Below are 23,708 nucleotides of genomic sequence, written 5' to 3'. Positions count from 1 at the left end.
CCGACTCGTGCGCGGCCGGCGGGGGCGGGCGGTGCCTCACCGGACCCGGAACGTGGCCATCATGCCCATGGCCGAGTGGTCGAGCATGTGGCAGTGGTACACGTAGTCGCCCCGGAAGCCGTCGAAGGTCACGTGCAGTTTCACCGTCTCGCCCGGCATCACCCGGACCGTGTCCTTCAGACCCGCCTCGGTCGGGCCCGCGGGCCGTCCGCCGCGTTCCAGGACGCGGAACTGGACCAGGTGCAGATGGAAGTTGTGCGCGATGCGCCTGTTGGTGTTGGTGACGTTCCAGATCTCGGACGACCCGAAGGCCACGGTGGTGTCGACGCGATCGGGGTCGTACAGCTGCCCGTTGATGAACCCACGGGGATCGGGGCGCCCGTCCTCGTCCATGCTGAGCTCGATGTGGCGGGTGACGGCGGCGGCGGGCAGGGCGGCGGCGGGCGGCAGGGTGCGCAGCACCTCGGGCACGCGGCTGGGGTCGTCCGCGGTGCGCACGACGTCGAAGCGGAGGACCTTGCCGACCTGCTCGGGCCGCCCGGGGCCGCTGTTCGTGAGCACCAGCCGGGTGCCGACGGGGTGGCGGGAGAAGTCGACGACCACGTCGGCGCGTTCGCCGGGGGAGAGCGTGAGGACGGGCACGGCGACGGGGCGTTCGAGCAGTCCGCCGTCCGAGGCTATCTGGATGAGCGGAGTGCCGTCGGACAGGCTCAGCGCGAAGAGGCGCAGGTTGGAGCCGTTGAGCAGACGGAGGCGGTACTTGCGGGCCGCGACCTCGAAGAAGGGGGTGGGGGCGCCGTTGGCGAGGATGGTGGTGCGGTTGCGGTCGGACATCGTGTACGCCAGCTGCCCGTGCTCGTCGAAGCGGGCGTCGCGGATCGTGAGGGGGACGTCGTACCGGCCCTTCGGCAGCGGAAGACGCTGTTCGAGGGCGTCGGTGAGCAGATAGGTGCCGGAGAGCCCCCGGTAGACGTGCTCGGCCTCCATGTGGTGGGCGTGGTCGTGGAACCAGAGCGAGGCGTGGGGCTGCCGGTTGGTGTACACGTAGGTCCGCGAGGTGCCCGGAGCGAAGACGTCCATCGGGTTGCCGTCGGAGGAGGGCGGGACGCTCGCGCCGTGCAGGTGGACGGAGACCGGCATGTCGAGGCCGTTGCGGTGACGGACGAGGACCCGGCGCCCGGAGCGCGCGTGGATCACGGGGCCCGGGAAGTGCCCGTCGTAGGTCAGGACCTCGGTGGCGATGCCCGGGAGGATCCGGGCCGTGGCCTTCCGGATGGTCAGCTCGTAGAAGTCCGCGTTCCCCGTCGAGGTGAGGGGGCGCAGCACGGGCGGGACCGGCATGGCCGTGCTGAACGCGGGCGGCACGGGGGCGGGTGCGCGGTGGGGGCCGGCCTGGGGCAGGGCTCCCGCCGCGTGCGCCTCGCCCCCGGCGAATGAGCCGGGGGCGAGGAGCGGCAGACCTGCGGCGGCGAGAGCCCCGCCGAGCACACGGCGACGGGTGATCATCGACTTCCTCCCGGGTGGTGGGCGGCAAGTGACGCCGGACGAGTGGCTTCCGGCGGGCCGGCCGACACCCTGTGATCCAGGTCTAGCCGAGAGCGGGAGGAACCGCACACGGCGACGGCGCCTCCGTGGCCCAGGGCGGGTCGTCACGGGTCGGCGCGTCCGGCGCGGTGCCTGGTACGCGGCCGGATTCGGCCGGCACCCGGCGAGGTACTCCGTCCGAGAGGGATGACGGCTGGTCAGGCCCGCTTCGCCAGCCCCGTGGCCCGGCCGACCCCGTCCCAGACGACCTCCAGGACCTCGTCGACGGCGGCGCGGTCGACCGGTCCGAAGACGTGCGGGAAGAGCGTGCCCTCGGTGACGCCGGGCGGCGGGGTCGGCACGGCGGCCTCCCACTCCGTCCGGGCCGTGAGCCGGCTCTCGTCGAGCAGGAGCGCCAGGAGCGGCCTGGGGGCGCCGCGGTAGAAGGCGTTGACGACGGCGAGCGTGGTCGCCTCGTCGGGGGAGCAGTGCACGAAGCCCTCCTCCGCGAGGGAGGCGGGCTTGTACGGCTCCTCCGGCAGGGCGGACCATTCGGCGGACGTCACCACGTGGTAGATCATGTTCCGGTTATAGCAGGGGCGATCGGGCGCCCTCCCGGGTCACCAGGCCCGGGCGGCCTCGATCAGCAGGTCCCGTACCCGGGTGACGTCGGGGTTGTCGGGGCGGCCCGGGCGCTGGACGAGGTAAGCGGTGTTGATCGGCGGGTCCTCCGGTTCGTGCAGCGGTACGAGGGCGCCGGAGGCGAGTTCGGCCTGGCAGAGGTAGCGCGGCAGGACGCTGAACCCCGCTCCGGCGACGACCGCGGCGAGGACCCCGCGCAGATCGGGCACGGTCACGGCCGCGGGGCAGGACAGCCGCGCCCCGAAGACGTGACGCCAGTAGCGGCGGGCGATCGGCAGATCCTCGGCGTACGTGACCAGGGGGACGGGGTGCAGAGCCGCCGGTCCCTCCAGCGCGAGCCGCTCCTTGACCCGGTCGGCCCACACGGGGGCCGCGACCAGGACGAACTCCTCGTCGGTGAGCGGCACGGAGGCCAGCGCCCGCCCGCGCGGCCGGAAGGTCGCGATCACCAGGTCGTGCCGGCCCGCGCGCAGTTCGTCGAGGAGCGGCTCGGTCAGCCCCGGGCCGACCCTCAGCCGCACGCCTCCGGCCGTCAGCGGGGCGAGCGCGGGCAGGACGCGCGTGCAGAGCAGCTCCGCCGGGCCCGCCAGGTGGACGGGAGCGGCCCGCTCGTGGGGCGCCGCCTCGTGCCCGGTCACGGCGGCGAGCGCGTCGAGGGGCCCGGCGACCCTGGCCGCGAGGTCGTGGGCGACGGGGGTCGGGGCGACGCCGCGCGGCAGCCGCTCGAAGAGCTCGCGGCCCGTCTGCCGCTCCAGGGCGCGGATCTGGGTGGTCACGGTCGGCTGCGACAGGCCGAGCAGCCCGGCGGCGGCGGTGAAGGAACCGGAGCGGTGGACCGCCAGGAAGGTCCGCAGCAGGTTGAGATCGGCCACGGGCTGGGCCGCGCCGCCGCCCTCGATGCCATCGGAATCCTTATGCCTCATGAGAGAAGCCTAACGATCCGGCTATGGGAGGGCCTCGCGTCGGACGCCCGCAGCCCGGGGCGTGAGGTCCTGCCCGGCGCGCTACGCCTTCAGCGCCGACTCGAAGATCTCGGCGACGGACCGCCGCACCGCGTAGGTGGCGCCCACCCCGTCCTTGCCCGCCCACCAGAAGAAGGGGTACCGGCGCCCGGACTCCTTCCGGGCGCGGCCGGTGGTGTTCATGTGGCCGGCCACGACGTTGGGGTTGTTCTTGGTGCCGTCGGGGTTGAGCCCGAAGCGCCGCACGAGCTCGTCGCAGGAGACCCGGCGGCCGGGGGTGGCCCGCAGGTGGTCGAAGATCATCCGCGCCGTCGGGGAGAGCGCCTCGTAATAGGCCACCGCCCGGTCGAGGTCCGTCGCCTCCCAATCGGGCCCGTCGTGCCCCGGTCCGCCGCTGTGCCGGGCCCACGCGGGGGCGGAGTCCTCCAGGAGAAACGGGAGTTCCTGGCCATCGGGCTTGCCCACGACTGGCTCCTTCCGGGCGACCGAGCCGCACGGGGGACGTCCGTCGCGGCGGCGACACCCTATTCCCGGGCCGCGTACGGAAGTTCAGCGGCCCCTGGTACCGGAGGCCGTGAAGAAGGGGATCGCCAGGAAGAAGCGGTTCGTGGCGGCGCGTTCGCTCTGGTCCGCCGTCCAGGCCGCCGCCTGCGCGGGGGTGACGGCCCCGGTCCGAACCGCCGACTCCGCGAGGCCCGTCACCAGGGGAAGACGGTGGGCGTCGGTGAGGACGGCGGTGGAGACCTCCACCTCCACCTCGTCGAAGCCGTGGTCCAGGAGCAGGCCGCGGAACCGGCGTGCGACGCGGGGCCCGGTGACCAGGTCGGCGCGCGCGTGCACGATCGTCCGGGTCAGGGAGCCGTCCTCGGCGTCCAGGACGCAGGTGTCCCAGTCCTGTCCGGTGAGCACGGCCCGCCCGCCCGGCGCGAGGACCCGGTACGCCTCCGCGAGCGCCGCGCCCGGATCGGGCAGCTCGTGGAGCCCCTTGTCCGCGCGGTACGCGTCCCACGCACCGTCCTCGCAGGGCAGCGCGGTCGCCTCGGCGACGGAGAAGGCGTGCCCCGGGTGGCGACGGCGCGCCTCGGTGATCATCTCCTCGTCCCGGTCGACACCGGAGGCGAAGGCCCCGAGAGCCCCGGCCTCCGCCACGGCGAGACCCCCGCCGCAGCCCACGTCGATCAGACGGGTACCGGCCGCCACCCCCAGGAGCTCGTAGGAACGGGCGCGCAGCGCGGCCGCCCCAGGGGCGCGGTCGACGGCGTCGAGGACGGCGAGCAGGGAAGGACGGCGTTCGCGGCCCGGACGGGCCGCAGGCGTGATGGACATGGCGACCACGCTCGTGGTTAATGCCGACATGAAGTCAAGCGGTGCGCCCCCGACGATGAGCATCGGCGAACTCGCGGAACGGTTCGGCCTGGCCACCCACGTGCTGCGGCACTGGGAGTCCACCGGACTCCTCGACCCCGCCCGCGACCGCCACGGCCGTCGCCGCTACGACGACACCCACGTCACCCGTGTCGCCGTCGTCCTCCGGGCCAAGCGGGCGGGTCTCGCCCTCGACGACATCCGGGAGCTGCTGCGGTCCGGCGACCCGGGGGCCCGCCGGCGACGGCTCGAAGCGCACCGCGAGGAGCTCCGGCGCCGGATGGCGGAGGCGCGGGCCTGTCTCGACCTGGTCGAATGCGCGCTGGGCTGCACCCACGACGACCTGGCGGACTGCCCCCGGTTCCGGGAGGCCGTCGCCGCCACGGGCGGAGCCGAAGACCTCTCCGACGCGACCGGTGCGCGCGGACCTACCCGCTGGTACGGTCCCTGACCTACCGGCGCTTCGCAGGGGAGCCGCCGGAGCCAGGGAGGGGCGTGACCATGACGACGCGAACGGGCGGGGTGCTTCCAGGGGTGCTTCCCGAAGGGCTTGCCGAGGCGATACGCGGCACCGCCGACGACATCGCGACGGTCCTGCGCACCCCCGCGCCGGCCGGACGCGGCGCGGACACCTCCCGGCTTCCCGTGCCCCGGTCCACCTGGACGGTCGGGGAGGCCGCCGCCCACCTGGCCCAGGCGAACGCGCTCATGGCCGACCTCGCGGCCGGACAGGAGCGCCCCTACGGCGACGGCACCCCCGGGAGCCTGGCCGAGGCCAACGAACAGGCCCTCGCCGGGTTCGGCGAGCGGGAACCCGGCCCGCTCGCCGAGATGATCACGGCTCAGGCCGACGCCTTCCTCACGGCCGTGGACGAGCGCGACCCGGCCGAGTCGCTCACCACGCCGCTGGGCCGCATGAGCCCGGCCGTCCTCGGGTCGTACCTGCTGACCCACATGCTCGGCCACGGCTACGACCTCGCCCTCGCCCTGGACCGACCCCACATGCTCGACGCGCGCCGGGTCGAGCTCACCCTGCCGTTCATGGTCGAGGCGATGCCCCGGGTCACGGACCCGGCCGCCGTCGCCGGCCTGACCGCGGCCTTCGCCGTACGGCTCCGGAGCGGCCCGAGCTTCGGCGTCACCGTCACGGACGGGGCGGTCCGGACCGCCCACGAGCCGCCGGCCCGTCCGGACTGCACGATCCTCACCGAGCCGGTCGCCTTCCTCCTGCTCGGCCTCGGGCGGGTCGACCCCTGGCCGGTGATCGCGCGCGGCAAGGCGCTCGGCTGGGGCCGCAAGCCCTGGCTCGCCCCCCGCTTCCCCCGCCTCTTCCGCGCGCCCTGACCGCGTCCCCGCGCGTTCCCGTCCCGGCCGGTGGATCCTGGAGGTACCGGAAGGGGCCGCGCCTCGGTGCCGCGCGGCCCGGCGATGCGAGGAGGCGGACCATGACCCGCACCCTGGAGTGGAAGGTCGGCGTGGAGCTGACCGAGGACAGCGGCCGGACGAAGGCCGAGGCCCGGCTGAGCACCGGCACCTCGACCCTCACGGGCCACGGCTCCGCCCGGTGCAACCCGGCGGACGTGGACGTGCCGGCGATCGGAGACGAACTCGCCGCGAGCCGGGCGATGAAGGACCTGGCGGGCAAGCTCATGCGGGAGGCCAACCGGGAGATGGAGGCGGTGGGCGCCGGGACCGTACCCCAGCACACCGGCCCCGGCTACGGCTGGCCGGAGGCGGTCTCCTGACGGAACCGCCTCCCGCGCCGGGAGCCCGGCGGGCCGGTGACGCCCCACCGGGCTCCCGGGCCGTGCTCCGACGGACCTCAGGAGCCGTCGCCCCGGGCTCTCGGGCCTCCCCGGACGCCCGAGAGGGTGCCGCACCCGTGCCCCGGCTGGCCTCAGGAGCCGCCCTCGTCCCCCTCGTACGTCATCCGGTCCACGACCTCCACCACCCCGTCCACCGTCTCGCACAGGCGCACCAGGATCGGGCCGAGGCCCGGTCGTTCCAGGGTGCCGCTCAGTGTCACCCGGCCCTCGTCGACGTCGATGTGCACGGCCGAGGGGGAGAGGCGCAGGATGCGGACGATCACGTCCTCGCGGATCTCCTCCTGGATCGAGCGGTCCCTCCGCAGGAACAGCTGGAGCAGATCGCTGCGGCTGAGCACCCCGATCAGCCGTCCGTCCGCGTCCACGACCGGGAGCCGCTTGACCCGGTGGCGTTCCATCAGGCGGGCCGCCTCGACGGCCGTCCAGGAGGGCCGGGCGGTCACGGCCGGGCTCGACATCATGGCCTCCGCCGAGCTGGGGCCGTCCTTCGCCGCGTGGCGCCTCAGCAGGTCCGCCTCGGAGACGACGCCCACCGGCCGGTTCTCCTCGTCGACCACCGGGACCGCGGTGATGCCGTACTCGTCGAGGAGCCGCGCGATCTCCTTGAACGACGTCCCGCGCTGCACCGCGACCGCGGTGGGCGTCATCAGGTCCGCGACACTGCGGTGCCTCATCGTCCGTTCCGTCCCTTCTGTGTTCCTCCGTCCATGATCCCGCACCGGCGGGGAGAGGAGGTGCGGAGGGGTGCGCCCCAGGGGCTTGTGGGCTCGACGTGACCATGGTTACCTCCGGTAAGTCGTCGTCGTGCCACGGAAGAAGGACCCCCATGCCCTCTCCCCGACCATCACGCTCCAGGCGCCCGCTGTTCCTGGGCGCCCTCGCCGCGGCCCTCGCGCTCGTCGCCACGACGGGCGGCAGCGGAGCAGCCGCCCCCGCCCCCGCCGAGCTCCAGGAGGTGATGTTCGTCGGCAACAACTGGGACGGGACCGCCGACGTCATCGCCTCCCGCGGCGACTTCCACCGCGTCGGACGGGTGAACGTGATCCCCGACAAGGCGGAGCGCCTCCGCGAGATCCACCTCGACCCCCTCAAGCTCGCCTTCTTCCTCGGCGTCCGCAGCGGACCGGGCGAGGGCCACGACCAGTTCGTCGACGACATGTACGCGACCCCCGACGGGTCCGCCATGGTCGTCTCCCGGCCCAGCTTCGCCGACGTCGTCTCCCTCGACCTGCGGACCGGACGGATCAACTGGCGCTTCCCCGTGGCCGGTTACCGCGCCGACCACATGGCCGTCTCGCCCGACGGCACCCGCGTCGCGGTCTCGGCCTCCACCGCGAACACCGTGCACGTCCTGGACATCGCGACGGGGCGCCAGGTCGGCTCCTTCAAGACCGGCGACAAGCCCCACGAGAACGTCTTCACCTCCGACGGACTGCTCTGGAACATGTCCATCGGTGAGGTCACCACCGCGCTCGACGCCCCCTGGCTCGACTGGACCAAGGGCGACCGGAAGATCACCGTCGTCGACGCCCGCACCTTCGAGACCGTCCGCGTCATCGACATGCGCTCCCGCCTCGACGCCTTCGGGCGCGGCGACCTCTCCGACGCCGTCCGTCCGCTCGTGTTCACCCCGGACGAGAAGAAGATCTACTTCCAGGTCTCCTTCCTCAACGGCTTCCTGGAGTACGACGTCGACTCCGACCGCATCACCCGCCTCAAGAACCTCCCCGGCAACCCGGCGACCGACCCCGACCGCACCACCTGGGTCAACGACTCACGCCACCACGGGCTTTCGATCAGCCCCGACGGCGACAAGCTCTGCGTCGCGGGGACGATGGACGACTACGCCACCGTGGTCGACCGCGCCACCCTCACGGAAGGCCCGCTCGTCCCGGCCTCCAAGCCCTACTGGGCCACCGTGAGCGGCGACGGCCGGTCCTGCGTCGTCTCCGAGAGCGGCGCCGACCGGGTCACCGCGATCGACTTCGGCACCGGGCGGCGCGTGGCCTCCGTCGACGTCGGCGACCACCCCCAGCGGGTGCGGCTCGCCCGCGTCCCCGCCGACTGGACCGGCCCCACGGCCGGCTGACACCCCGCACGCGAAGAGGGGCTGTCGGATCCGCACCCGGATCCGACAGCCCCTCTTCCTCTGTGCTCAGGACCTGTTGACGGCCACCTCGTAGAGCGAGTAGCCCCAGTCCGTGGCCCTCTTCACTCCGTGGACGCGCACGTAGCGGGCCGGCTGCGAGGCGAACTCCGCCGTGTCGTAGCCGCCGTCACCCGTGCTCGTGGACCACACGTTCCGCCAGGTCGAGCCGTCGTCCGACAGCTCGATCCGGTACTCCCGCGCGTAGGCCCGCTCCCAGTCGAGCGTGACCCGTCCGACCCGGCGCACCGAGCCCAGGTCCACCTGGATCCACTGGTCGTCCGACCACTCGCTGGCCCAGCGGGTGCCCGTGTTGCCGTCGACCGTGAGACCCGGCGAGAAGTTGACGAACGGGTTCCACCACTCGGTGGTGCTGGCCGACACCGGCTGCCCGGACGCGAGGTTCACGCCCGGCTCGTGGTCCTCGGTCCGCTTCCACGTGGTCAGGTACGACTCCGCTCCCCGCGACAGCTCGTCCACGACGCTCTGGCCACCGGGCGTGAGCCGGATCTGCTCGACCCAGTCCGGCACGAGACCGTTGTGCGCGGCGCCGTCGGTGTTGAGGTCCCAGGTGCGCTCACCGGTGACCTGACGGTCGATGACCGAGCCCCCGTCGAAGCTGCGGAACGGGTACTTCACGGCGTTGGGCGCGTCGTTGCCGACCGGGCCCGGCCAGCCGCCGACGCCGTTCATGTCCGTGCCGTAGCCGAACCCGACCCCGTACTTCTTCCGCAGGGCCGCCTTCTGCGTCGCCTCACCGACGAAGCCCTCGGCGCCGTGCATGTACGAGGCGGCGAAACCGCCGAGGCGGTACAGCCGCTCGCTCCAGTCCAGGTCCATCCAGCTGTGGCTGGACAGGACGCCGGGGTACTCCTCGGCCTCCAGCATGTCGAGCGCCCGCCCCGCGGCCTTGACGCTCATGTGGTCGAGCTCCAGCATCATGCCGCGCTGGACCATGCCCTTCAGGGCGTACTCCCCGAGCCGGGTGAGCCCCCGGGTGTTGCACTTGGCGTCGGAGGCGTACGAGGGGACGCTCACCCCGGCAGGCAGCTTCTCGGCCATCGCGGCCGGCGCGGCGGCGAGGCCGATCGGGTTGTCGTGCTGCGGGCCCGCGCACTTCTCGGTCTGCCAGAAGGTTCCCGTGGAGAGGAACTGGCCGATGTTCACCGCCACGCCCGTCGTCCCGCTGTCGAAGCGGACGCCGCAGAGCGCGTTGTCGAACTTGTGGCAGAGGAACATGCTGCGCACGCCGAGGCCGTACAGCTCGTCCAGGCCCTTGTCGATGTCCGCCTGGCTGCACTGGGCGACGTCGAGGATCTGCTTGCAGCCGAAGGGCTCCGAGGTCTCCACGCCGAGGACGACGGCGAGCTTGCCCTGCTCGATGACCGAGCGGGCCTGGTCGGCGCTGGTGACGATCCGGAACCAGCCCTTGCCGGGGCCGCCGTACATCCCGTCGATGTAGTCCTGCAGCTCGTACGTCTTGCGGGCCTCCAGCCGGATCGCGGTCATCTCGTCGCAGCTGCGGTCCCGCGGCAGGAGCGAGCAGATCAGGCCGTTGGTCACCAGGTCGTTGACCAGGACCCGCTGACCGCCGCGCCAGGCGCGCTCGACCCAGGCGTAGTAGTTCTGCTGGTGGCTGAGCGAGTTGTTGGCGGGCCAGTCCTTGAAGGTGGGCCAGCCGACCGGGTCGTGCTTGCCGTTGTCACCGCCGGTGAGGTGCTCGAAGAGCGCCCCCGAACCGTCCGGGTAGTGCTCGGGACAGTCCTTGAGGGCGTCGGCGACGCCCGCCTGCGAGAACGTCGCCCCGCAGATCATCCGGCCGCCGAAGCCCTCGTTGGACATGAGGTGGTTGTGCGCGTCGACGAACCCGCGCACCTTCCCCTGGGCGTCCGTTCCCGTGAACGGCGCACCTGTGACGTTGATCTGCGAATCGGGCGCGGGCCGGGACGTGGCTTCCCACCACGTACCGCCGGCGGCGGCGGGGACCGGCGCGGAGCCGAACAGCACCGCGGCCAGGGCCAGGAACAGCGCCAGGAGGGCGGATCTGCCGCCGCTCCCGCGCGAGAAGGGTCGAGTCATGATGGGCGATGCCTCCGGGCGGTGGGGGTGTACCGGCGCCCCGAGGATCGCGTTACCGAGGGTACGAGTCAAGAGTCCGGGTCAAATGACCTACTGAAAAATCGGGGAGCCCGGTGACGGCTCAACCCGCGATCAGGGACACGAATTGATCTGCCGTCAGATCGAGGTGCTCGGCGGCCGCCTTCGGGTCGCGGAGGACCAGGAACTGGAGGGTCAGCCCGTCGATCGCCGCCGCCAGATACCGCGCGAGCACCTCCACCGGCACGCGCGGCTCCCGGCCCTGCGCCCCGACCTGCTCGATCAGTGCCGCCGCCGACGCCACGTACTGCTCGTACTGGGCGCGCGCGAGGTGCTCGAACCCGGGCTCCCGCAGGGCGTACTGGGTGAGGTCGTACGTCAGCATGTGCTCGCCCGGGTGGGCCGTGACGTGGTCCCAGTACGTCTGCAGGGCACCCCGGACGGTCTCGCGGAGCGTCGCCCCCGGTTCCACCGCCGACTTCACGCGCGCCACGTAATTGCCGGTGATCGTCTCGATCGCCGCTTCGAGGAGCGCCTGCTTGGAATCGAAGCAGTAGTGGAAGACGCTGAGCGAGACCCCCGCCTCGGCGCAGATCGACCGGGTGGTGGTCCGGGCGACGCCGTCCCTGGTCATCGCCCTGATCGCCGCGTCGACCAGCTGTGTGCGTCGTTCGGCCGACGGCATCCGCGCCATGGTTCCTCCTCGCGTCCGGCGCAAGGGTAACCGCAGCCTCCGCGTCCCGCGCGAGCCGTGATCCCCCTCGGGCGCCGGTCCACGAGCCCGTCGGACGACGGCCGGGCTCCGCGTCGCCGCCGCCGGATCGGCCCGCGGTGCGGCGAGGAACGGGTGGCGATAATGAGATCTCCTGTTCTCACGAGTCACCCGAAGAGCCCACCTGTGATCGACAGCACCACTCCACTCCAGGCCACCGATCCGGCCGAGACACGTGCCGAGCGACGACGGCTCGTCGAGTCGGTCGGGGCCCATCGCCGGCTCCTCGCGGCACGCCGCCCGTTCGAGCTCGCCGACCGGCGGCGGCTGAACCGCGAAGCGGGGGAGCGGACCCGCGCCCAGGCACGGCACGGCAAGGTCCTGCAGCGCGTCCACGAGAAACGGACCAGGAAGGAACGGTCGCTCGCCGCCCAGCTGGACGGCCTGGACGGAAAGCGCGCCGGCCAGGAGCGCCGGGCACTCGCCGTACTGCGGCGCGAGTCGATCGAACGGTCGCTGCGCGGCACGCGCCTGACGGCGAGCGAGGTGAACGGCATCGGCAGCGGACTGGTCCGCGACCTCGCGGCACAGGGCATCGGGACGGCCGCCGACTTCCAGCGGGTCAGCTGGGGCAAGGCCCCCAACGGCCGTGGCGGCGACGTCCTCTACATCCACCGCACCCAGGGCCGCAAGGTCCACATCAACGGCATCGGCGAGCACCGGGGCAGGCCCCTGATGGAGTGGCGGCGGGCCGCCGTCGCCCGCGCGGAGGCCCGCGCGCCGCGGGAACTGCCGCCGGACGAACGGCACCGCATCGAGGAGATCATCCAGAACGAGCGGGTACGCCTCCAGGCGGAGCTCGCCGAGGTCCCCAAGACCGCCGGGGCCGCCCGTGCCGAGGCCGAACAGCTCCACGCGGAGCGCCTGGCGGACCTGACCCGCGCCGAACGGGAGGCGGGGGAGGAGGCCGCGCGGCGCAGGGCCGAGTTCGACGAGATGGCGGAGCGGCTGCTCGCGCTCCGGGCCGAACTGGCCGCCCACGTCGAGCGGTACGGCGACCTAGGGTTCCGCGAACGCCGGGCGCGCTCCCGGGCCCTCCGCCCGGTGCCGGCCGCACCGCCGGTGATCCCGGCCCCTCGCGCACCGGAGGCGAAGCCGGTACGGGAGGACGCGGAGTCCGTCGAGGCCCCGCAGGCGTCCGGCGATCGTGCGGGCCTCGCGGAGTCCTTCGAGGTCCCGCACACGTCCGGTATCCGTGCGCGCCTCGGCTGGCTCGCGCCGGTCGCCCTGTTCGGCATGACCGCGCTGTTCGGCGCGGGCGAGACGGACGCGACGCCCCTGTGGTTCGTCGTGGCGGGCCGCCTGGTGGCCCTGGCGACGGCCGTGGAGCTCCTGCGCCTGTGGATCCCGCGCAGGAGGTGGCGTACGGCGGACGACATGCCCTCCGGTACCGGATTCCTCGCGTCCGGCGTGTTCCTGGGGCTCGTGGCCGCCAGTATGTTCGCGGATCCGCTGTACGCGGCCGAAGGCGCCCCCTGGGCCCTGGCCGTCGTGTCCGCGCTCCTCGTCGTGGCCGGAGCGGCCCGGCGCGCGGGCGCGTCCCGGTGAGGTCAGTCCCGCTCAGGGGCCTCGACGGTCAGGACCTCGCGCAGCGCCGCCACCGCGTGGGCCCGGTGCTCGTCGAGCCACCGGACGGTGGCCTCCTCGTCGCCCTGGCGGAGCGCGGAGATCACGGCACGGTGCTCCCGCACGGCCTGCTTCCGGTGGGTGGGCCCGGTGTAGTACAGCGAGCGGTACGCGTCGGTGGAGTCCCACAGCGTCGTGATGAGGCGGACCAGGCGCGGCATCCCGGACGCCTCGATGAGGGTGAAGTGGAAGAGCCGGTTCGCCGCCGCCATCCCGGCCACGTCCCCTTCCTCGGCGGCCCGTTCCACCTCTCGCTGGATCCGTTCGAGCGTGCCGACCAGACCGTCCGGCGGCCACCGGACGGCCATGCGGACCGCCTCGGTCTCCAGAAGCTCCCGGATCCGGTAGATCTCCTCCAGATCGTCGAGGGAGAGCTCCGCGACGAAGTAGCCCCGGTGGACGTGATGGACCACCAGGCCCTCGGCCTCCAGGGCCTTCAGGGCCTCCCGGAGCGGCACCCGGCTCACCTCGAAACGTGCCGCCAGGGCCTCCTGGCGGATCGGCCCGCCGGGCCGGAGCTCCCCGCTGGTGATGGCGCGCCGCAGTTCCTCCAGGACGAACTGCTGGGCGGTCTGCGGCCGCCGCTTCTGCACCGCGCTGCTCATCGCCTGTGACCTTCCGTTCCCTCACGTCGCCGGCGACGGACCCCGCCGCCGGTGCCGACCATCTTCCTACGCGCCGCCGTCCGCCGCGGAACCCCTGTGGACAAGTCGCCCCAGCTCCGACAGCACACCGTCCGTGTGCTCGCCGAGCCGCGGCGGAGCGGTGCGGTAGGAGGGCGGGGTGGCGTCGAGGCGGATCGGGTTGGCGACCTGACCGGGGCCGGCCGCGGTCTCGGGGACGCGGGGGGCGAGCCCCAGCCGGTCGGCGAGGTCGAAGGCGGCCGCGAGGTCGTTGATCGGCCCGCAGGGCACGCCGGCCGCGGTGAGCTCCTCGAACCAGCCGTCGGCGGTACGGGTGCCGAGGGGCCCGGCGAGGGCCTCGACCAGCTCCTCCCGGTGGGCGACCCGGGCCGTGTTCGTGGCGAAGCGGGGGTCCCCGGCGAGCGCCGGCCGGCCGAGCCGCTCGCACAGGGCCGCGAACTGCCGGTCGTTGCCCACGGCGAGGACCAGCGGCCGGTCCCGCGCCTCGAACACCTCGTACGGCGCGATGCTCGGGTGGCTGTTGCCCATCGCGCGCGGCACGACCCCGGCGCCGAGGTGCGCGGCGGCCTGGTTGGTGAGTGCGGAGAGGAGGGAGGTGAGCAGGGAGACCTCCACCCGCTGGCCCTCGCCGGTGCGCTCCCGGTGCCGCAGGGCGGCGAGCACGCCGAGGCCCGCATGGAGGCCGGTGATGACGTCGACCAGGGCGACCCCCGCCTTCGTGCCCTGCCCGTCCGGTTCGCCCGTCACGCTCATGAGGCCGCCCATGGCCTGGACGAGCAGGTCGTAGCCGGGCAGCCGGGCGCCCTCGGCGGTGCCGAAGCCGGTCACCGAGCAGTAGACGAGTCCGGGGTTGCCGGCCCGTACGTCCTCGTATCCGAGGCCGAGCTTCTCCATCGTGCCGGGGCGGAAGTTCTCGACGAGGACGTCCGCGCGGTCCACGATCGCGCGGGCCGTGGCCAGGTCCTCGGGGTCGGTGAGGTCGAGCGACACGGAGCGCTTGTTCCGGTTCACGCCGAGGAAGTACGTGGCCTCGCCGGCGGCGAACGGCGGTCCCCACGCGCGCGTGTCGTCCCCCGAACCCGGTCGCTCGATCTTGATCACGTCCGCGCCCAGGTCGGCGAGGAGCATCGTCATGTACGGCCCGGCGAGCACCCGGCCGAAGTCGGCGACGACGATCCCGGACAGGGCGCCGCCGGACGCCGACGCTTCTGGTGTGCCCGGCTGATGTGCGTGCATGCGGCGTTCCTCGCTCCCGCTGGGATACCGGAGATTGGATCCAGACGACTGGAGATTGGATCCAATCGGACCGTACGGCTCGCCTGTCGTCTTTTCAATACTGGATCCAATATCCGATCTGCGGCTACGCTTCGGCTCGCCGAGTTGCCACAGTCGCCAGGAGGCCGTCCGTGAAGTCGCCGTCCACCCCCGTCCACCCCTTCGACCTGCTCGCCGTCGACGGACTCCTGACCGACGAGGAGCGGGAGATCCGGAACACCGTGCGTGCCGTCGCCGACCGCGAGCTGCGGCCGCACGTCGCCGGCTGGTTCGAGAAGGGCGAGATCCCCGCCCGTGAGCTGGCCCGCACCCTCGGCGGCATCGGCGTGCTCGGCATGCACCTGGAGGGCTACGGCTGCGCGGGCACCAACTCCGTCGCGTACGGACTCGCCTGTCTGGAGCTGGAGGCCGTCGACTCCGGACTGCGCTCCCTCGTCTCCGTGCAGGGCTCCCTCGCGATGTACGCGATCTGGAAGTACGGCTCCGAGGAGCAGAAGCAGCGCTGGCTGCCGAAGATGGCGGCCGGCGAGTACATCGGCTGCTTCGGCCTGACGGAGCCGGACGCCGGCTCCGACCCCGGCGCCATGCGGACGAACGCCAAGCGGGACGGCTCCGACTGGGTGCTCAACGGCACCAAGATGTGGATCACCAACGGCTCGGTGGCGGACGTCGCCGTCGTCTGGGCCCGGACCGAGGACGGCGTCCGCGGCTTCCTCGTCCCGGCCGGAACCCCCGGGTTCAGCGCCCCCGAGATCAAGATGAAGCTCTCGCTGCGGGCGAGCGTCACCAGCGAACTGGTCCTGGAGGACGTGCGCCTCCCCGCCGACGCGATGCTGCCCGAGGCCCGCGGCCTCTCCGGCCCGCTCGGCTGCCTCAACGAGGCCCGCTTCGGCATCGTCTTCGGCGCGCTCGGCGCCGCCCGCGACTGCCTGGAGACGGCGATCTCCTACGCCAGGGACCGGGTCGTCTTCGCCCGCTCCCTCGCCTCCTACCAGCTGACCCAGCAGAAGCTCGCGGACATGGCCGTCGAGCTGGGCAAGGGCATGCTCCTCGCCGTCCACCTCGGCCGGCTCAAGGACGCGGGCACGCTCACCCCCGAGCAGGTCAGCGTGGGCAAGCTGAACAACGTCCGCGAGGCGATCGCGATCGCCCGCGAGTGCCGCACGATCCTGGGCGCCAACGGCATCACCCTGGAGTACCCGGTGCTGCGCCACGCCAACAACCTGGAGTCGGTGCTCACCTACGAGGGCACGAGCGAGGTCCACTCCCTGGTCATCGGCAAGGCGCTCACCGGCGAGCAGGCCTTCCGCTAGGGGGACTGTCAGCCCGCCGTCACACGGTCGACGAACGCGTCCAGGTTGCCCGTCAGCCGGGCGACCTGCTCGTCGAGGGTGAGGGACTCCTCGTGGCGCCGGGCGCGCAGCTTCGGCTGCCGCCGGCCCCGGACGTAGAGGGAGCAGGCGAGGTCGGCGCAGAGGTAGATCCCGACCGTGTTCCCCTCGCGGCCGCGGCTGCCGGCCAGCGGGGCGACCAGGAGCGTGACGCCCGAGGACGCGTGCCCGGTCAGACAGACCTGGCACATGCTCGACTTGACCGCGCTGGTCCGGCCGGTCGCGGGGACCCGTAGGGTCACGCCGACCGGACCGTCCTCGCGCGGCACGACCAGGTGCGCCCGCAGGGGCGCGCCCGGGTCGACCCAGCCGAGGAAGTCCAGGTCGTCCCAGGGGAGTTCGGCGAAGTCGAGGGGCAGCTTGAGCCGGGCCGCCTCGCCCTTGGTGCTGTTCACGAAGGACGAGCGGATCTGTCTGTCGGTCAGTGGTTCCACCCGGTGGACCGTACACGGACCGCCGGAGCCGGGCATCCGAATAAGGGCCCGGCGACCCCGAGGTCAGGCCACCCAGTCCGGGAGGGCCGGGTCGGCGTAGTGGCCGGGGGAGCCCTCCAGGGCCGCCGCGAGCCGCTCCGCGGCCGGTTCGTACACGTCCACGGGCAGCGTGAACGGGATCCGCAGCCGGTGCTCGTGCGTCCCCGGGTCCACCCCGAAGCGCGCGCCGCCCTCCACCCGCACCCCGTGCCGCAGGGCTCGGGCGGCGAGGGAGGAGGCGACCGGCCGGCCCAGGTCGATCCAGAGGCACATCCCGCCCGGCGGCACCGCCCACCGCCACTCGGGCACATGACGGGCGAGGGCGTCGGACAGTGCGGACCGGCGCAGCCGCAGCTCGTCGAGGCGGCGCGGCAGGATCTCGTCGAGGCGGCCCATCAGGGCGACGGCCACCAGCTGGTCGAGCACGGAACCGGACAGGTCGGCGGTGATCCGGACCCGGGCCAGCTCGGTCACGACACGGGACGCGGCCCGCACCCAGCCGACCCGCAGCCCGCCCCAGCAGCTCTTGCTCAGCGAGCCGACCGCGACGATCTGCTCGCCGTCGCCCCCGCCGGCCGCCGCCGCGAACGGCAGCGGCGCGGGCACGTCCAGGGCCATGTCCGTCAGCGTCTCGTCGACCACCAGCCAGGTCCCGGTGGCGCGTGCGGAGCGTGCGAGCTCCCGGCGCTGCTCGGTCGGCATGAGCCGGCCGGTCGGGTTGTGGAAGTCCGGGATCAGATAGGCCAGACGCGGTGCGGTCTGCCGGAGCGCCGCGTCGACGAGCCCGGTGTCCCAGCCGGCCTCCGTCACCGGCACCGGCGTGACGCGGAGCATGCGCCCGCGCATCGCGTCCAGGGCGTTGGTGTACGAGGGGTTCTCGGCGAGCACCCGGTCGCCGGCCCGGCCGAGCAGCGTGAGCACCAGGGAGACGGCCTGCTGCGCGCCGGTGGTGACCAGGATCTGTTCGGGGAGGGTCGGCAGGCCCCGGGCCGTGTAGCGCTCGGCGATCGCGGCGCGCAGCGCCGGCAGCCCGTACGGGTGGTAGCCCTGCGAGCCGGCGTAGCGGGGCAGCTCGGCGGCGGCCGCCGCCAGCGCGGCCGAAAGCTCCTCCTCCGGCGCGTGCGGCGCGGCGAGCGCGAGGTCGATGGTGGCGCCCGCGTCGTCCTGGAAGGCGCCCAGAACGGTCGGCGCCTGCCCGTCGGGCAGCGCGGTCCAGGTGCCGGCGCCGCGTCGGCTGTGCGCGTACCCGCTCTCCCGGAGCAGGTCGTACGCGCCGGTCACGGTGGTCCGGCTCACCAGCAGCACCGCGGCGAGCTCCCGCTCGGCCGGCAGCCGCAGGCGCAGCGCCACCCGGCCGTCGAGCAGGGCCTCCCGCACGGCCCGCGCGAGCTCCCGGTACCCGAACCGGCCCTCGGGGGGCGGGGTGAGGAGCGATGCGAGCTGGCGACCCGTCAGGGTCCGGTCCGCTGTGTGGACCACACGTGCCACTGCCATGCCAATCACTCCTCATTGGCTCTGCTGTCCGGGCCAATAAGACTACAGACTCCCTTTCAGTGGCCTGGTGGCCATGTTCCTCAGGGAAAGGAGACGACCGATGTCCGGACACTTCACCGACCGTGACGAGCGGATGTGGCAGCTGCGTGCCGAGGAGCGGACGGCCCGCCCCCTGCCGGTCGGGGCCTGGCTCCGGGCCCTGCGCACCAGGGCGGCCCGCACCCCCGTGGAGCGCCGCGCCACGACGCCGACGCCTCGCGCCCACGCCTGCGAACCGGCGTGACCGGCCCGTTCCCGGGGTGCGGGGGCCGGATCGTGGTCGGGGTGAGCGGCTCGCTCGCCTCGCTCGCCGCCCTGAGGTACGCGACCGCCCTCGCCCGCCGCGACGCCATGCCGCTCCTGGCGGTGCTGGTCTGGGAACCCCCGGAGGGGGAAGCGCTGTTCGCCCGGCTGCCCGACCGGGCCTGGGCGCGTCTGTGGGGCGAGGAGGCCCGGCGGCGCCTGGAGGACGCGCTCGTCGACGGGCTCGGCGGCGTCCCCGGGGGACTCGCCTTCGAGGGCCGGGTGGTCCGGGGTGCCCCGGCCACCGCGCTGTGCGCGGTGGCCGACCGCCCGGGGGACCTCCTGGTCCTCGGCTCGGCGCCGTGCCGGGGCCGGTTCGGCCGGCTCCGGAGGCGTCCGGTGCTGCGCGGGGTCCTGCGCGGTGCGGCCGGGCCGGTCCTGACCGTGCCGGGCCCCGTCCTGCTCCCGGGCGAGGCCCGCGTCCTGCGGCGGAACGCCCGTACCTCCGTACCGGGAGGACCGACCGGACCGGGCCGCCGAACGCTCAGGCGGCGGGCGCGGCTTCGGGGCCGGGCGCCGGAGCGGGGGCCGGACCCGGAGCGGGGCCGGACGCCGGCGACGGGCTCGTGAGACCGGCCGGGCCGTCCGAGGCGGGACCCGACTCCGGGCTCACCGACGCGGGGCCCGACGACTCCGGGCTCGCGGATTCCGGGCTCGAGGACTCCGTCGACGGCGACGATTCCGTCGGGCCGGAGGAGTCGGACGGAGACTCCGGTGAGGAGGTCGACGCCGAGGGGGACAGCGTCGAGGGGCACGGTGACGGGGAGGTCCCGTCGCTCGGCGTGGTCGCCTCGCCCGGGGCCGAGGTCTCCGTGTCCGTCACCGTCACGCACGGCGACGGCGACGACGGGGAAGAACTGGACGCGGAGGCCGAGGGGGAGACCGTGGGCGGCCGGGATGGCGGCGGGGCCGGCCTGTCGTGCTCGCCGGTGTCGCCGTGCTTCCGCGCGAACCAGCCGTCGTCCTGGGGGTCGTACACCACGAAGACGTTCACGACCGTCACCGAGGGCGCCACCACGACGACCTGCTGGGAGCTGTACCCCTGCCACGGTGTGCCGGTGGTGCGGGGTGCCTTCTGTGCCACCGGGACGCTCAGCGGATTCCCGCAGGCGCAGCGGACCCGGGGCACTCCGTGGCCGTCGACCATGACCGCCGTGCCGGCCTGGAGCACCGCCTGGTAGGTGGTGGCCGCGCCGTCGCGGAAGCCGTGGTTCGTCACCCGGGTGTCGACCCGGAGCTGAAGCGGGGTCAGCGAGCGGAGGTAGCCCGGCACGTCGTCCGGGGAGATCCCGATGACGTCGGCGAAGGCCGCGTTCTTCGCGGGCTGGGCGGAGAGGTAGCGCACCTGCTGCTCGACGTCGCAGCTGGACACCGACCGCGTCCCGCCGTAGAGACCGGGCGTGGAGCCCGACACCTCGGGAACGGCCGAGGCGGTACGGGGCGGCAGCGAGGCGGGCGGGGCGGAACCGCCGTCGGTGCGGGCCGTCGACGCGGTGAACGGGTCGGGGCCGCTCGCGGCGGCGTTCTGCAGGAAGACCTCGCCGCCGGATCCCGTCGTGCCGCCCTTGTCGTCGGGGCGGTTGGTGAGGACGACGGCGAGTGCCGCGGCCGCCACGAGCACGGCCGTGACCGCGGCGACCTTCGGGACGGAGCGCCACCAGGGACCGCCGCCGCCCCGGCCCCCGCCGCTCGGGGCGGAGCCGCCTCCGGCTCCGCCGCCACCGCTTCCGGAGTCACCGCCGCCGGAGCCGCCGGACGAACCACCGCCTCCCGGACCGTGGGGCGGTCCGGGAGGTTGCGGGGGGCCGGCGCTTCCCGGGCGTGTGCTCGGACCCGAGAGGGGACCCGAGGGGGGACCTGCGGGGGGAACCGACGGAGGGCCGGACGGCGGGTGGGAAGTCACATTTTTCCCTTTCTTCCGTTCCGCGCCCATTGTGTGCGCCGAACGGTGCGCGCCCGCAAGCGGAAGCCTCCCGTCCGCAAGCGGACCCCCGCCACCGGTACTAGCGTGGGCAGCGTGACGAGCAGTCGGCTCCCCACCTCCGCAGGATCACCCGCGACCCCGACCGGGCACTACGCACGCGTCGTCCTCCAGGCCCTGGCCGCCGTGGTCGCCGGGTTCGTGGCCATGGGCGTCGTCGCCGGGCTCGGCCTCTGGGCCGCGGGCGCCGCCGACCTGCCCGGCGGCTTCACCGCCGTCCTCGCCGCGGTCGTCGTCATGGCCTCGGGCGGCACGGTCGAACTCTCCGGCGACGCGGGCTCCCTCGCCGGCACCCAGGCCGAACTGACCGCCATGCCGCTCACCGTCACCCTGGTGGGCGCACTGGTCACCGGCTTCTGCTTCCTGCGCCCGCTGCGCCACCACGCGGTGGCCGGCACCCGCGAACTCCTGATCCGTGCGGCGAGCGTCGTCGTGCTCTGGCTGGTCGCCCTCGCCTGCCTCTCCGGCCTCGCCCGCCACGACTTCCCCCTCACCCTCGGCGGCGGCGAGTCCGAGGGGTCGCTGATGGACATCTTCGGAGAACTCCTCGACGCCACGAACCCGACCGTCGGTTTCCGCACCGACCTCGGCCCCACACTCTTCTACGGGCTCCTGTGGATCCTCGGCGTGCTCGTCATCGCCCTCCTCGTCTCCCGCGGAACCCCCCTCCCGGCCCGGCTCGTCCGCTACCAGGAACCCGTGCGGCCGGCGGCCTTCGCGATGCTCCTGCTGCTCCTCGCGTACGTCGTCGTGGGCCTGGTCATCGGGATCGTCGTCGCGGCGACCAAGGGGCACGCCGCGAGCACCCTCGCCGTCCTCCTCCTCGGGCTCCCCAACATCACCTGGCTCGCCCTCGGCGTGGGCATCGGCGGCTCCTGGGAGGGCAAGGCGGAAGGTCCCTTCGGCCTGCCCATGCCGCAGATCCTCGACGCCGTCCTGCGGGAGAACGGCGACAGCGCGGACCTCTCGACCGTCGACCTGTCCTCGCTCGCCGCGCAGGACGCGCGCGCGTGGTGGCTGCTGCCCGTCGCCGCCGTCCTGGTGCTCGCCGCCGCCTTCGTGGCGGCCGTCCGCTCCCCGGCCCGGATCTCGCCCTGGCAGCACTCCCTGCACCTGGGAGTCGCCTTCGCACTCACCATGCTGGTCGCCGCGCCGCTCACCCTGGTCGAGGCGCGCTTCGGCCTCTCGATCCTCGGCATCGGCGACCTCGCCTCCCTCGGCGGAGAGGTGCTGCTCCGCCCGCACGTCTGGAAGACGGCCGGCTTCGCGCTGCTCTGGGGCCTGGTCCTCGGCTTCCTCGGCGGCCTCCTCGCCTCCCGCGTCCACCGCAAGGGCGAGGTCGGACCGGCCCCGGCGCCCGAGCGACCGGGGACCGCCCAGCCGCCCGTCCCGTAGACCGGCGGGCCCGGCGGCGGACCGGGCTCCGAGCCGCGACCCCCGAACGGGACTAGTCCGGCAGCTCCCGGAAGACCGGCCGCGCCCACGCGGGCGGGGCGGGCGGCGCGCCGAGCTCACGCGGCCTCGGAGACACCACCGGCCCGCCGCCGCTGCCGGTCAGGACGGCACGCAGCTCGGCGACGAACTCCAGGCACGTCCCGTACCGCTCCTCGGGCGTCTTCGCCAGCGCCCTGGCGAACACCGCGTCCGCCGCCTCCGGCAGCCCCGGCCGCACCTCCGAGAGCGGGGGCGGAGGATCGTACTGCTGCGCCCACAGCACCGCCCAGTCGGAGTCCCGGCGGAACGGCGGCGCCCCCACCAGGGTCTCGAAGACCACGCACGCCAGGCTGTAGACGTCGCACCGGCCGTCCACCGGCTTGCCCGAGATCTGCTCGGGCGCCACGTAGTCCAGCGTCCCGACGAACTCGCCCACCGTCGTGAACCCCGTGAGCGAGAGCGACTTCTTCGTCAGCCCGAAGTCGGTCAGATAGACGTGCTCCGGGTGGTCGCCGTCGGTGCCCTCCGCCACCAGGATGTTGCCGGGCTTCACGTCCCGGTGCACCAGGTCGTGCGCGTGCGCCGCGTCCAGCGCCGAGGCCACCTGGACCGCGATCCGGCCCGCCTTCACCGGCGGCAGCGGCCCCTCGCGGTCGAGCAGGGCCGCGAGGTCCCGCCCCGCCACGTACCGCATGGCGATGTACAGCACGCCCTCCGTCTCGCCCGCCTCGAAGACCGGCACGATGTGCGGATGGTCGATCGCGGCGGCGACGCGCGACTCGTGCGCGAAGCGTCTGCGGAAGGTGTCGTTGCGGGCCAGCTCGGGGGCCAGCAGCTTCAGCGCCACCGTCCGGTCGAGGCGCAGGTCCCGCGCCCGGTACACGACCGCCATGCCACCGCGCCCGATCTCCCCCTCCACCCGGTAGCCCGCGATCTCCTTGCCGAGCAGCCCCGAGGGCCGGCCCGCCGGGATCTCCGGGTCCCCGTGCGCTCCGCCGACGGTCATGGCTCCTCACCCTCCGGGCCGTCCGGCCCCACGACCCGCGTCGGCGGCGGCCCGGCCGCCGCCGCGGCATCCACCTGGGGCACGACCTGCGTCGGCTCGTACCCGGGCGGCGCCGCCGCCGCGGGTTCCTCGGCGGACCGGGCGGGCTCGGGCGCGGGGGCGGCGGCCGAAGGAGCCGCCGAGGCCGCGTACGTACTCAGCCCGACGCCGTCGCAGTACACCCAGCGCTCGTGCTCCGCGTCGTACAGCCACACGGATTCCCCGTCGACGACCATCCCGACCCGCAGGCCCCGCGTCCGCGACCGGAAACCCTCCCCGTCGAGCCGGCCCGCGCCCAGCTCCTCCGCCGCCCGCCGGTACCGGCCGAGCGCGTCCTCGGCGCGGGCGATGAGCGGCCGGGGATCGGCGGTCCTGGCCGTAGGACGGCCCGCCGCCGGAGGATCCTCCGGCACGCCCACCAGCAGGCGCGCGTCGACCCACGCGGTCCAGCCGTTGGAGCACAGCACCCGCCCCCAGTCACCGGTCCGCTCCGTGAGCCGTACCGGCAGGAAGGCGTCCAGCGGCGTCGTGGGCAGCCCCGGATCGGGACCCTCCCAGGCGGAGAGACCGGAGCGCGGCACCACATGGGTGGGCCGGAAGTCCGGTACGTACTCGGGTACGGGGACGCTCACGCGCTCACCTCCGCCACGGGACCTCCGAGGACTGCAC

At 73.9% G+C, this 23,708-nt stretch carries 24 protein-coding genes; 9 read left to right on the top strand and 15 right to left on the bottom strand.

The genetic code is table 11. From position 1 onward, the window contains the following. Positions 1-36: 36 nt before the first annotated feature. The 5 genes from IE237_RS33605 to IE237_RS33585 all read right to left on the bottom strand — a co-directional run bounded on the left by IE237_RS33605 (position 37) and on the right by IE237_RS33585 (position 4,454). Positions 37-1,506: a multicopper oxidase family protein gene (locus IE237_RS33605; protein ID WP_189805949.1), complete on the bottom strand. Its 1,470-nt coding sequence runs from the start codon at positions 1,504-1,506 to the stop codon at positions 37-39. 236 nt (positions 1,507-1,742) lie between these two features. Beyond that, entirely contained in the window at positions 1,743-2,105 is a 363-nt protein-coding gene (locus tag IE237_RS33600) for a DUF952 domain-containing protein (protein WP_189805948.1), read from the bottom strand. 39 nt (positions 2,106-2,144) lie between these two features. Next, a complete protein-coding gene (locus tag IE237_RS33595; RefSeq protein WP_189805947.1) occupies positions 2,145-3,089 on the bottom strand; it encodes a LysR family transcriptional regulator in 945 nt (314 codons plus the stop codon). 81 nt (positions 3,090-3,170) lie between these two features. Then, positions 3,171-3,593, bottom strand: coding sequence for a DUF6416 domain-containing protein (locus tag IE237_RS33590; protein ID WP_189805946.1), 423 nt, complete (start codon positions 3,591-3,593; stop codon positions 3,171-3,173). An 84-nt stretch (positions 3,594-3,677) separates the two neighbouring features. Next, positions 3,678-4,454, bottom strand: coding sequence for a methyltransferase domain-containing protein (locus tag IE237_RS33585; RefSeq protein WP_189805945.1), 777 nt, complete (start codon positions 4,452-4,454; stop codon positions 3,678-3,680). A 28-nt stretch (positions 4,455-4,482) separates the two neighbouring features. Between IE237_RS33585 and IE237_RS33580 the strand changes: the two genes are divergently transcribed. The 3 genes from IE237_RS33580 to IE237_RS33570 all read left to right on the top strand — a co-directional run bounded on the left by IE237_RS33580 (position 4,483) and on the right by IE237_RS33570 (position 6,238). Beyond that, positions 4,483-4,944, top strand: coding sequence for a MerR family transcriptional regulator (locus tag IE237_RS33580; protein WP_189805944.1), 462 nt, complete (start codon positions 4,483-4,485; stop codon positions 4,942-4,944). 50 nt (positions 4,945-4,994) lie between these two features. Further along, positions 4,995-5,837, top strand: coding sequence for a maleylpyruvate isomerase family mycothiol-dependent enzyme (locus IE237_RS33575; protein WP_189805943.1), 843 nt, complete (start codon positions 4,995-4,997; stop codon positions 5,835-5,837). A gap of 101 nt (positions 5,838-5,938) precedes the next feature. Beyond that, complete coding sequence (locus IE237_RS33570) at positions 5,939-6,238, top strand: DUF1876 domain-containing protein (RefSeq protein ID WP_189805942.1); 300 nt, start codon at positions 5,939-5,941, stop codon at positions 6,236-6,238. Between the two features lie 152 nt (positions 6,239-6,390). On the opposite strand, the gene IE237_RS33565 is transcribed toward IE237_RS33570, so the two are convergent. After that, positions 6,391-6,993 carry a CBS domain-containing protein gene (locus tag IE237_RS33565; protein ID WP_189805941.1) on the bottom strand — a complete coding sequence of 201 codons (603 nt, stop codon included), beginning with the start codon at positions 6,991-6,993 and terminating at the stop codon, positions 6,391-6,393. A gap of 152 nt (positions 6,994-7,145) precedes the next feature. Here IE237_RS33565 and IE237_RS33560 point away from each other — a divergent pair, with 152 nt between their 5' ends. Further along, positions 7,146-8,408 carry a YncE family protein gene (locus tag IE237_RS33560; RefSeq protein WP_189805940.1) on the top strand — a complete coding sequence of 421 codons (1,263 nt, stop codon included), beginning with the start codon at positions 7,146-7,148 and terminating at the stop codon, positions 8,406-8,408. Positions 8,409-8,474: 66 nt separating this feature from the next. Here the strand turns inward: IE237_RS33560 and IE237_RS33555 are convergent, their stop codons facing one another. Both IE237_RS33555 and IE237_RS33550 read right to left on the bottom strand, forming a co-directional pair. Next, complete coding sequence (locus tag IE237_RS33555; RefSeq protein ID WP_189805939.1) at positions 8,475-10,544, bottom strand: galactose-binding domain-containing protein; 2,070 nt, start codon at positions 10,542-10,544, stop codon at positions 8,475-8,477. A 121-nt stretch (positions 10,545-10,665) separates the two neighbouring features. Further along, complete coding sequence (locus IE237_RS33550; RefSeq protein WP_189805938.1) at positions 10,666-11,256, bottom strand: TetR/AcrR family transcriptional regulator; 591 nt, start codon at positions 11,254-11,256, stop codon at positions 10,666-10,668. Between the two features lie 204 nt (positions 11,257-11,460). On the opposite strand from IE237_RS33550, the gene IE237_RS33545 reads away from it, so the two are divergent. Continuing rightward, a complete protein-coding gene (locus IE237_RS33545; protein WP_189805937.1) occupies positions 11,461-12,882 on the top strand; it encodes a hypothetical protein in 1,422 nt (473 codons plus the stop codon). Positions 12,883-12,884: 2 nt separating this feature from the next. On the opposite strand, the gene IE237_RS33540 is transcribed toward IE237_RS33545, so the two are convergent. Both IE237_RS33540 and IE237_RS33535 read right to left on the bottom strand, forming a co-directional pair. Then, complete coding sequence (locus IE237_RS33540) at positions 12,885-13,565, bottom strand: GntR family transcriptional regulator (protein ID WP_189805936.1); 681 nt, start codon at positions 13,563-13,565, stop codon at positions 12,885-12,887. Positions 13,566-13,631: 66 nt separating this feature from the next. Further along, positions 13,632-14,840, bottom strand: a complete 1,209-nt coding sequence (locus IE237_RS33535) for a CaiB/BaiF CoA transferase family protein (RefSeq protein ID WP_189805935.1) — start codon at positions 14,838-14,840, stop codon at positions 13,632-13,634. A 170-nt stretch (positions 14,841-15,010) separates the two neighbouring features. Here IE237_RS33535 and IE237_RS33530 point away from each other — a divergent pair, with 170 nt between their 5' ends. Next, positions 15,011-16,192, top strand: a complete 1,182-nt coding sequence (locus tag IE237_RS33530) for an acyl-CoA dehydrogenase family protein (protein ID WP_189805934.1) — start codon at positions 15,011-15,013, stop codon at positions 16,190-16,192. An 8-nt stretch (positions 16,193-16,200) separates the two neighbouring features. Here IE237_RS33530 and IE237_RS33525 read toward each other — a convergent pair whose 3' ends face one another. Both IE237_RS33525 and yczR read right to left on the bottom strand, forming a co-directional pair. Continuing rightward, positions 16,201-16,740 (bottom strand): FBP domain-containing protein, encoded by a 540-nt coding sequence (locus IE237_RS33525; protein WP_370468328.1) that lies wholly within the window; start codon positions 16,738-16,740, stop codon positions 16,201-16,203. A 27-nt stretch (positions 16,741-16,767) separates the two neighbouring features. Then, positions 16,768-18,237 carry a MocR-like transcription factor YczR gene (gene yczR / locus IE237_RS33520; protein ID WP_189805932.1) on the bottom strand — a complete coding sequence of 490 codons (1,470 nt, stop codon included), beginning with the start codon at positions 18,235-18,237 and terminating at the stop codon, positions 16,768-16,770. Between the two features lie 100 nt (positions 18,238-18,337). Between yczR and IE237_RS33515 the strand changes: the two genes are divergently transcribed. Together IE237_RS33515 and IE237_RS33510 are read left to right on the top strand one after the other, a co-directional pair. Beyond that, positions 18,338-18,520: a hypothetical protein gene (locus IE237_RS33515; RefSeq protein ID WP_189805931.1), complete on the top strand. Its 183-nt coding sequence runs from the start codon at positions 18,338-18,340 to the stop codon at positions 18,518-18,520. After that, entirely contained in the window at positions 18,517-19,149 is a 633-nt protein-coding gene (locus tag IE237_RS33510) for a universal stress protein (protein WP_308433143.1), read from the top strand. The genes IE237_RS33515 and IE237_RS33510 overlap by 4 nt, the downstream gene beginning before the upstream one ends. Here the strand turns inward: IE237_RS33510 and IE237_RS33505 are convergent. Then, complete coding sequence (locus IE237_RS33505; protein ID WP_370468327.1) at positions 19,064-20,512, bottom strand: DUF6777 domain-containing protein; 1,449 nt, start codon at positions 20,510-20,512, stop codon at positions 19,064-19,066. The two genes, IE237_RS33510 and IE237_RS33505, sit on opposite strands and share 86 nt — an antisense overlap. 84 nt (positions 20,513-20,596) lie before the next feature. Between IE237_RS33505 and IE237_RS33500 the strand changes: the two genes are divergently transcribed. Then, positions 20,597-21,955, top strand: coding sequence for a streptophobe family protein (locus IE237_RS33500; protein ID WP_370468326.1), 1,359 nt, complete (start codon positions 20,597-20,599; stop codon positions 21,953-21,955). Between the two features lie 52 nt (positions 21,956-22,007). Here the strand turns inward: IE237_RS33500 and IE237_RS33495 are convergent, their stop codons facing one another. Together IE237_RS33495 and IE237_RS33490 are read right to left on the bottom strand one after the other, a co-directional pair. Further along, positions 22,008-23,000 (bottom strand): serine/threonine-protein kinase, encoded by a 993-nt coding sequence (locus IE237_RS33495; RefSeq protein ID WP_189805927.1) that lies wholly within the window; start codon positions 22,998-23,000, stop codon positions 22,008-22,010. Next, positions 22,997-23,671 carry a hypothetical protein gene (locus IE237_RS33490; RefSeq protein ID WP_189805926.1) on the bottom strand — a complete coding sequence of 225 codons (675 nt, stop codon included), beginning with the start codon at positions 23,669-23,671 and terminating at the stop codon, positions 22,997-22,999. The genes IE237_RS33495 and IE237_RS33490 overlap by 4 nt, the downstream gene beginning before the upstream one ends. Positions 23,672-23,708 lie beyond the last annotated feature (37 nt).

The sequence above is a fragment of the Streptomyces tanashiensis genome, assembly GCF_014648895.1.
In the GTDB taxonomy this organism is placed as follows: Bacteria; Actinomycetota; Actinomycetes; order Streptomycetales; family Streptomycetaceae; genus Streptomyces; species Streptomyces tanashiensis.
This window is presented reverse-complemented; position numbering and strand designations above follow the sequence as displayed.

What these genes read in the sequence shown, in the direction of transcription:
- IE237_RS33605 (WP_189805949.1), bottom strand. Translation starts at nt 1,506, where the DNA reads ATGATCACCCGTCGCCGTGTGCTCGGCGGGGCTCTCGCCGCCGCAGGT.
- IE237_RS33600 (WP_189805948.1), bottom strand. Translation starts at nt 2,105, where the DNA reads ATGATCTACCACGTGGTGACGTCCGCCGAATGGTCCGCCCTGCCGGAG.
- IE237_RS33595 (WP_189805947.1), bottom strand. Translation starts at nt 3,089, where the DNA reads ATGAGGCATAAGGATTCCGATGGCATCGAGGGCGGCGGCGCGGCCCAG.
- IE237_RS33585 (WP_189805945.1), bottom strand. Translation starts at nt 4,454, where the DNA reads ATGTCCATCACGCCTGCGGCCCGTCCGGGCCGCGAACGCCGTCCTTCC.
- IE237_RS33580 (WP_189805944.1), top strand. Translation starts at nt 4,483, where the DNA reads ATGAAGTCAAGCGGTGCGCCCCCGACGATGAGCATCGGCGAACTCGCG.
- IE237_RS33575 (WP_189805943.1), top strand. Translation starts at nt 4,995, where the DNA reads ATGACGACGCGAACGGGCGGGGTGCTTCCAGGGGTGCTTCCCGAAGGG.
- IE237_RS33570 (WP_189805942.1), top strand. Translation starts at nt 5,939, where the DNA reads ATGACCCGCACCCTGGAGTGGAAGGTCGGCGTGGAGCTGACCGAGGAC.
- IE237_RS33565 (WP_189805941.1), bottom strand. Translation starts at nt 6,993, where the DNA reads ATGAGGCACCGCAGTGTCGCGGACCTGATGACGCCCACCGCGGTCGCG.
- IE237_RS33560 (WP_189805940.1), top strand. Translation starts at nt 7,146, where the DNA reads ATGCCCTCTCCCCGACCATCACGCTCCAGGCGCCCGCTGTTCCTGGGC.
- IE237_RS33555 (WP_189805939.1), bottom strand. Translation starts at nt 10,544, where the DNA reads ATGACTCGACCCTTCTCGCGCGGGAGCGGCGGCAGATCCGCCCTCCTG.
- IE237_RS33550 (WP_189805938.1), bottom strand. Translation starts at nt 11,256, where the DNA reads ATGGCGCGGATGCCGTCGGCCGAACGACGCACACAGCTGGTCGACGCG.
- IE237_RS33540 (WP_189805936.1), bottom strand. Translation starts at nt 13,565, where the DNA reads ATGAGCAGCGCGGTGCAGAAGCGGCGGCCGCAGACCGCCCAGCAGTTC.
- IE237_RS33535 (WP_189805935.1), bottom strand. Translation starts at nt 14,840, where the DNA reads ATGCACGCACATCAGCCGGGCACACCAGAAGCGTCGGCGTCCGGCGGC.
- IE237_RS33525 (WP_370468328.1), bottom strand. Translation starts at nt 16,740, where the DNA reads ATGCCCGGCTCCGGCGGTCCGTGTACGGTCCACCGGGTGGAACCACTG.
- yczR (WP_189805932.1), bottom strand. Translation starts at nt 18,237, where the DNA reads ATGGCAGTGGCACGTGTGGTCCACACAGCGGACCGGACCCTGACGGGT.
- IE237_RS33515 (WP_189805931.1), top strand. Translation starts at nt 18,338, where the DNA reads ATGTCCGGACACTTCACCGACCGTGACGAGCGGATGTGGCAGCTGCGT.
- IE237_RS33505 (WP_370468327.1), bottom strand. Translation starts at nt 20,512, where the DNA reads ATGGGCGCGGAACGGAAGAAAGGGAAAAATGTGACTTCCCACCCGCCG.
- IE237_RS33495 (WP_189805927.1), bottom strand. Translation starts at nt 23,000, where the DNA reads ATGACCGTCGGCGGAGCGCACGGGGACCCGGAGATCCCGGCGGGCCGG.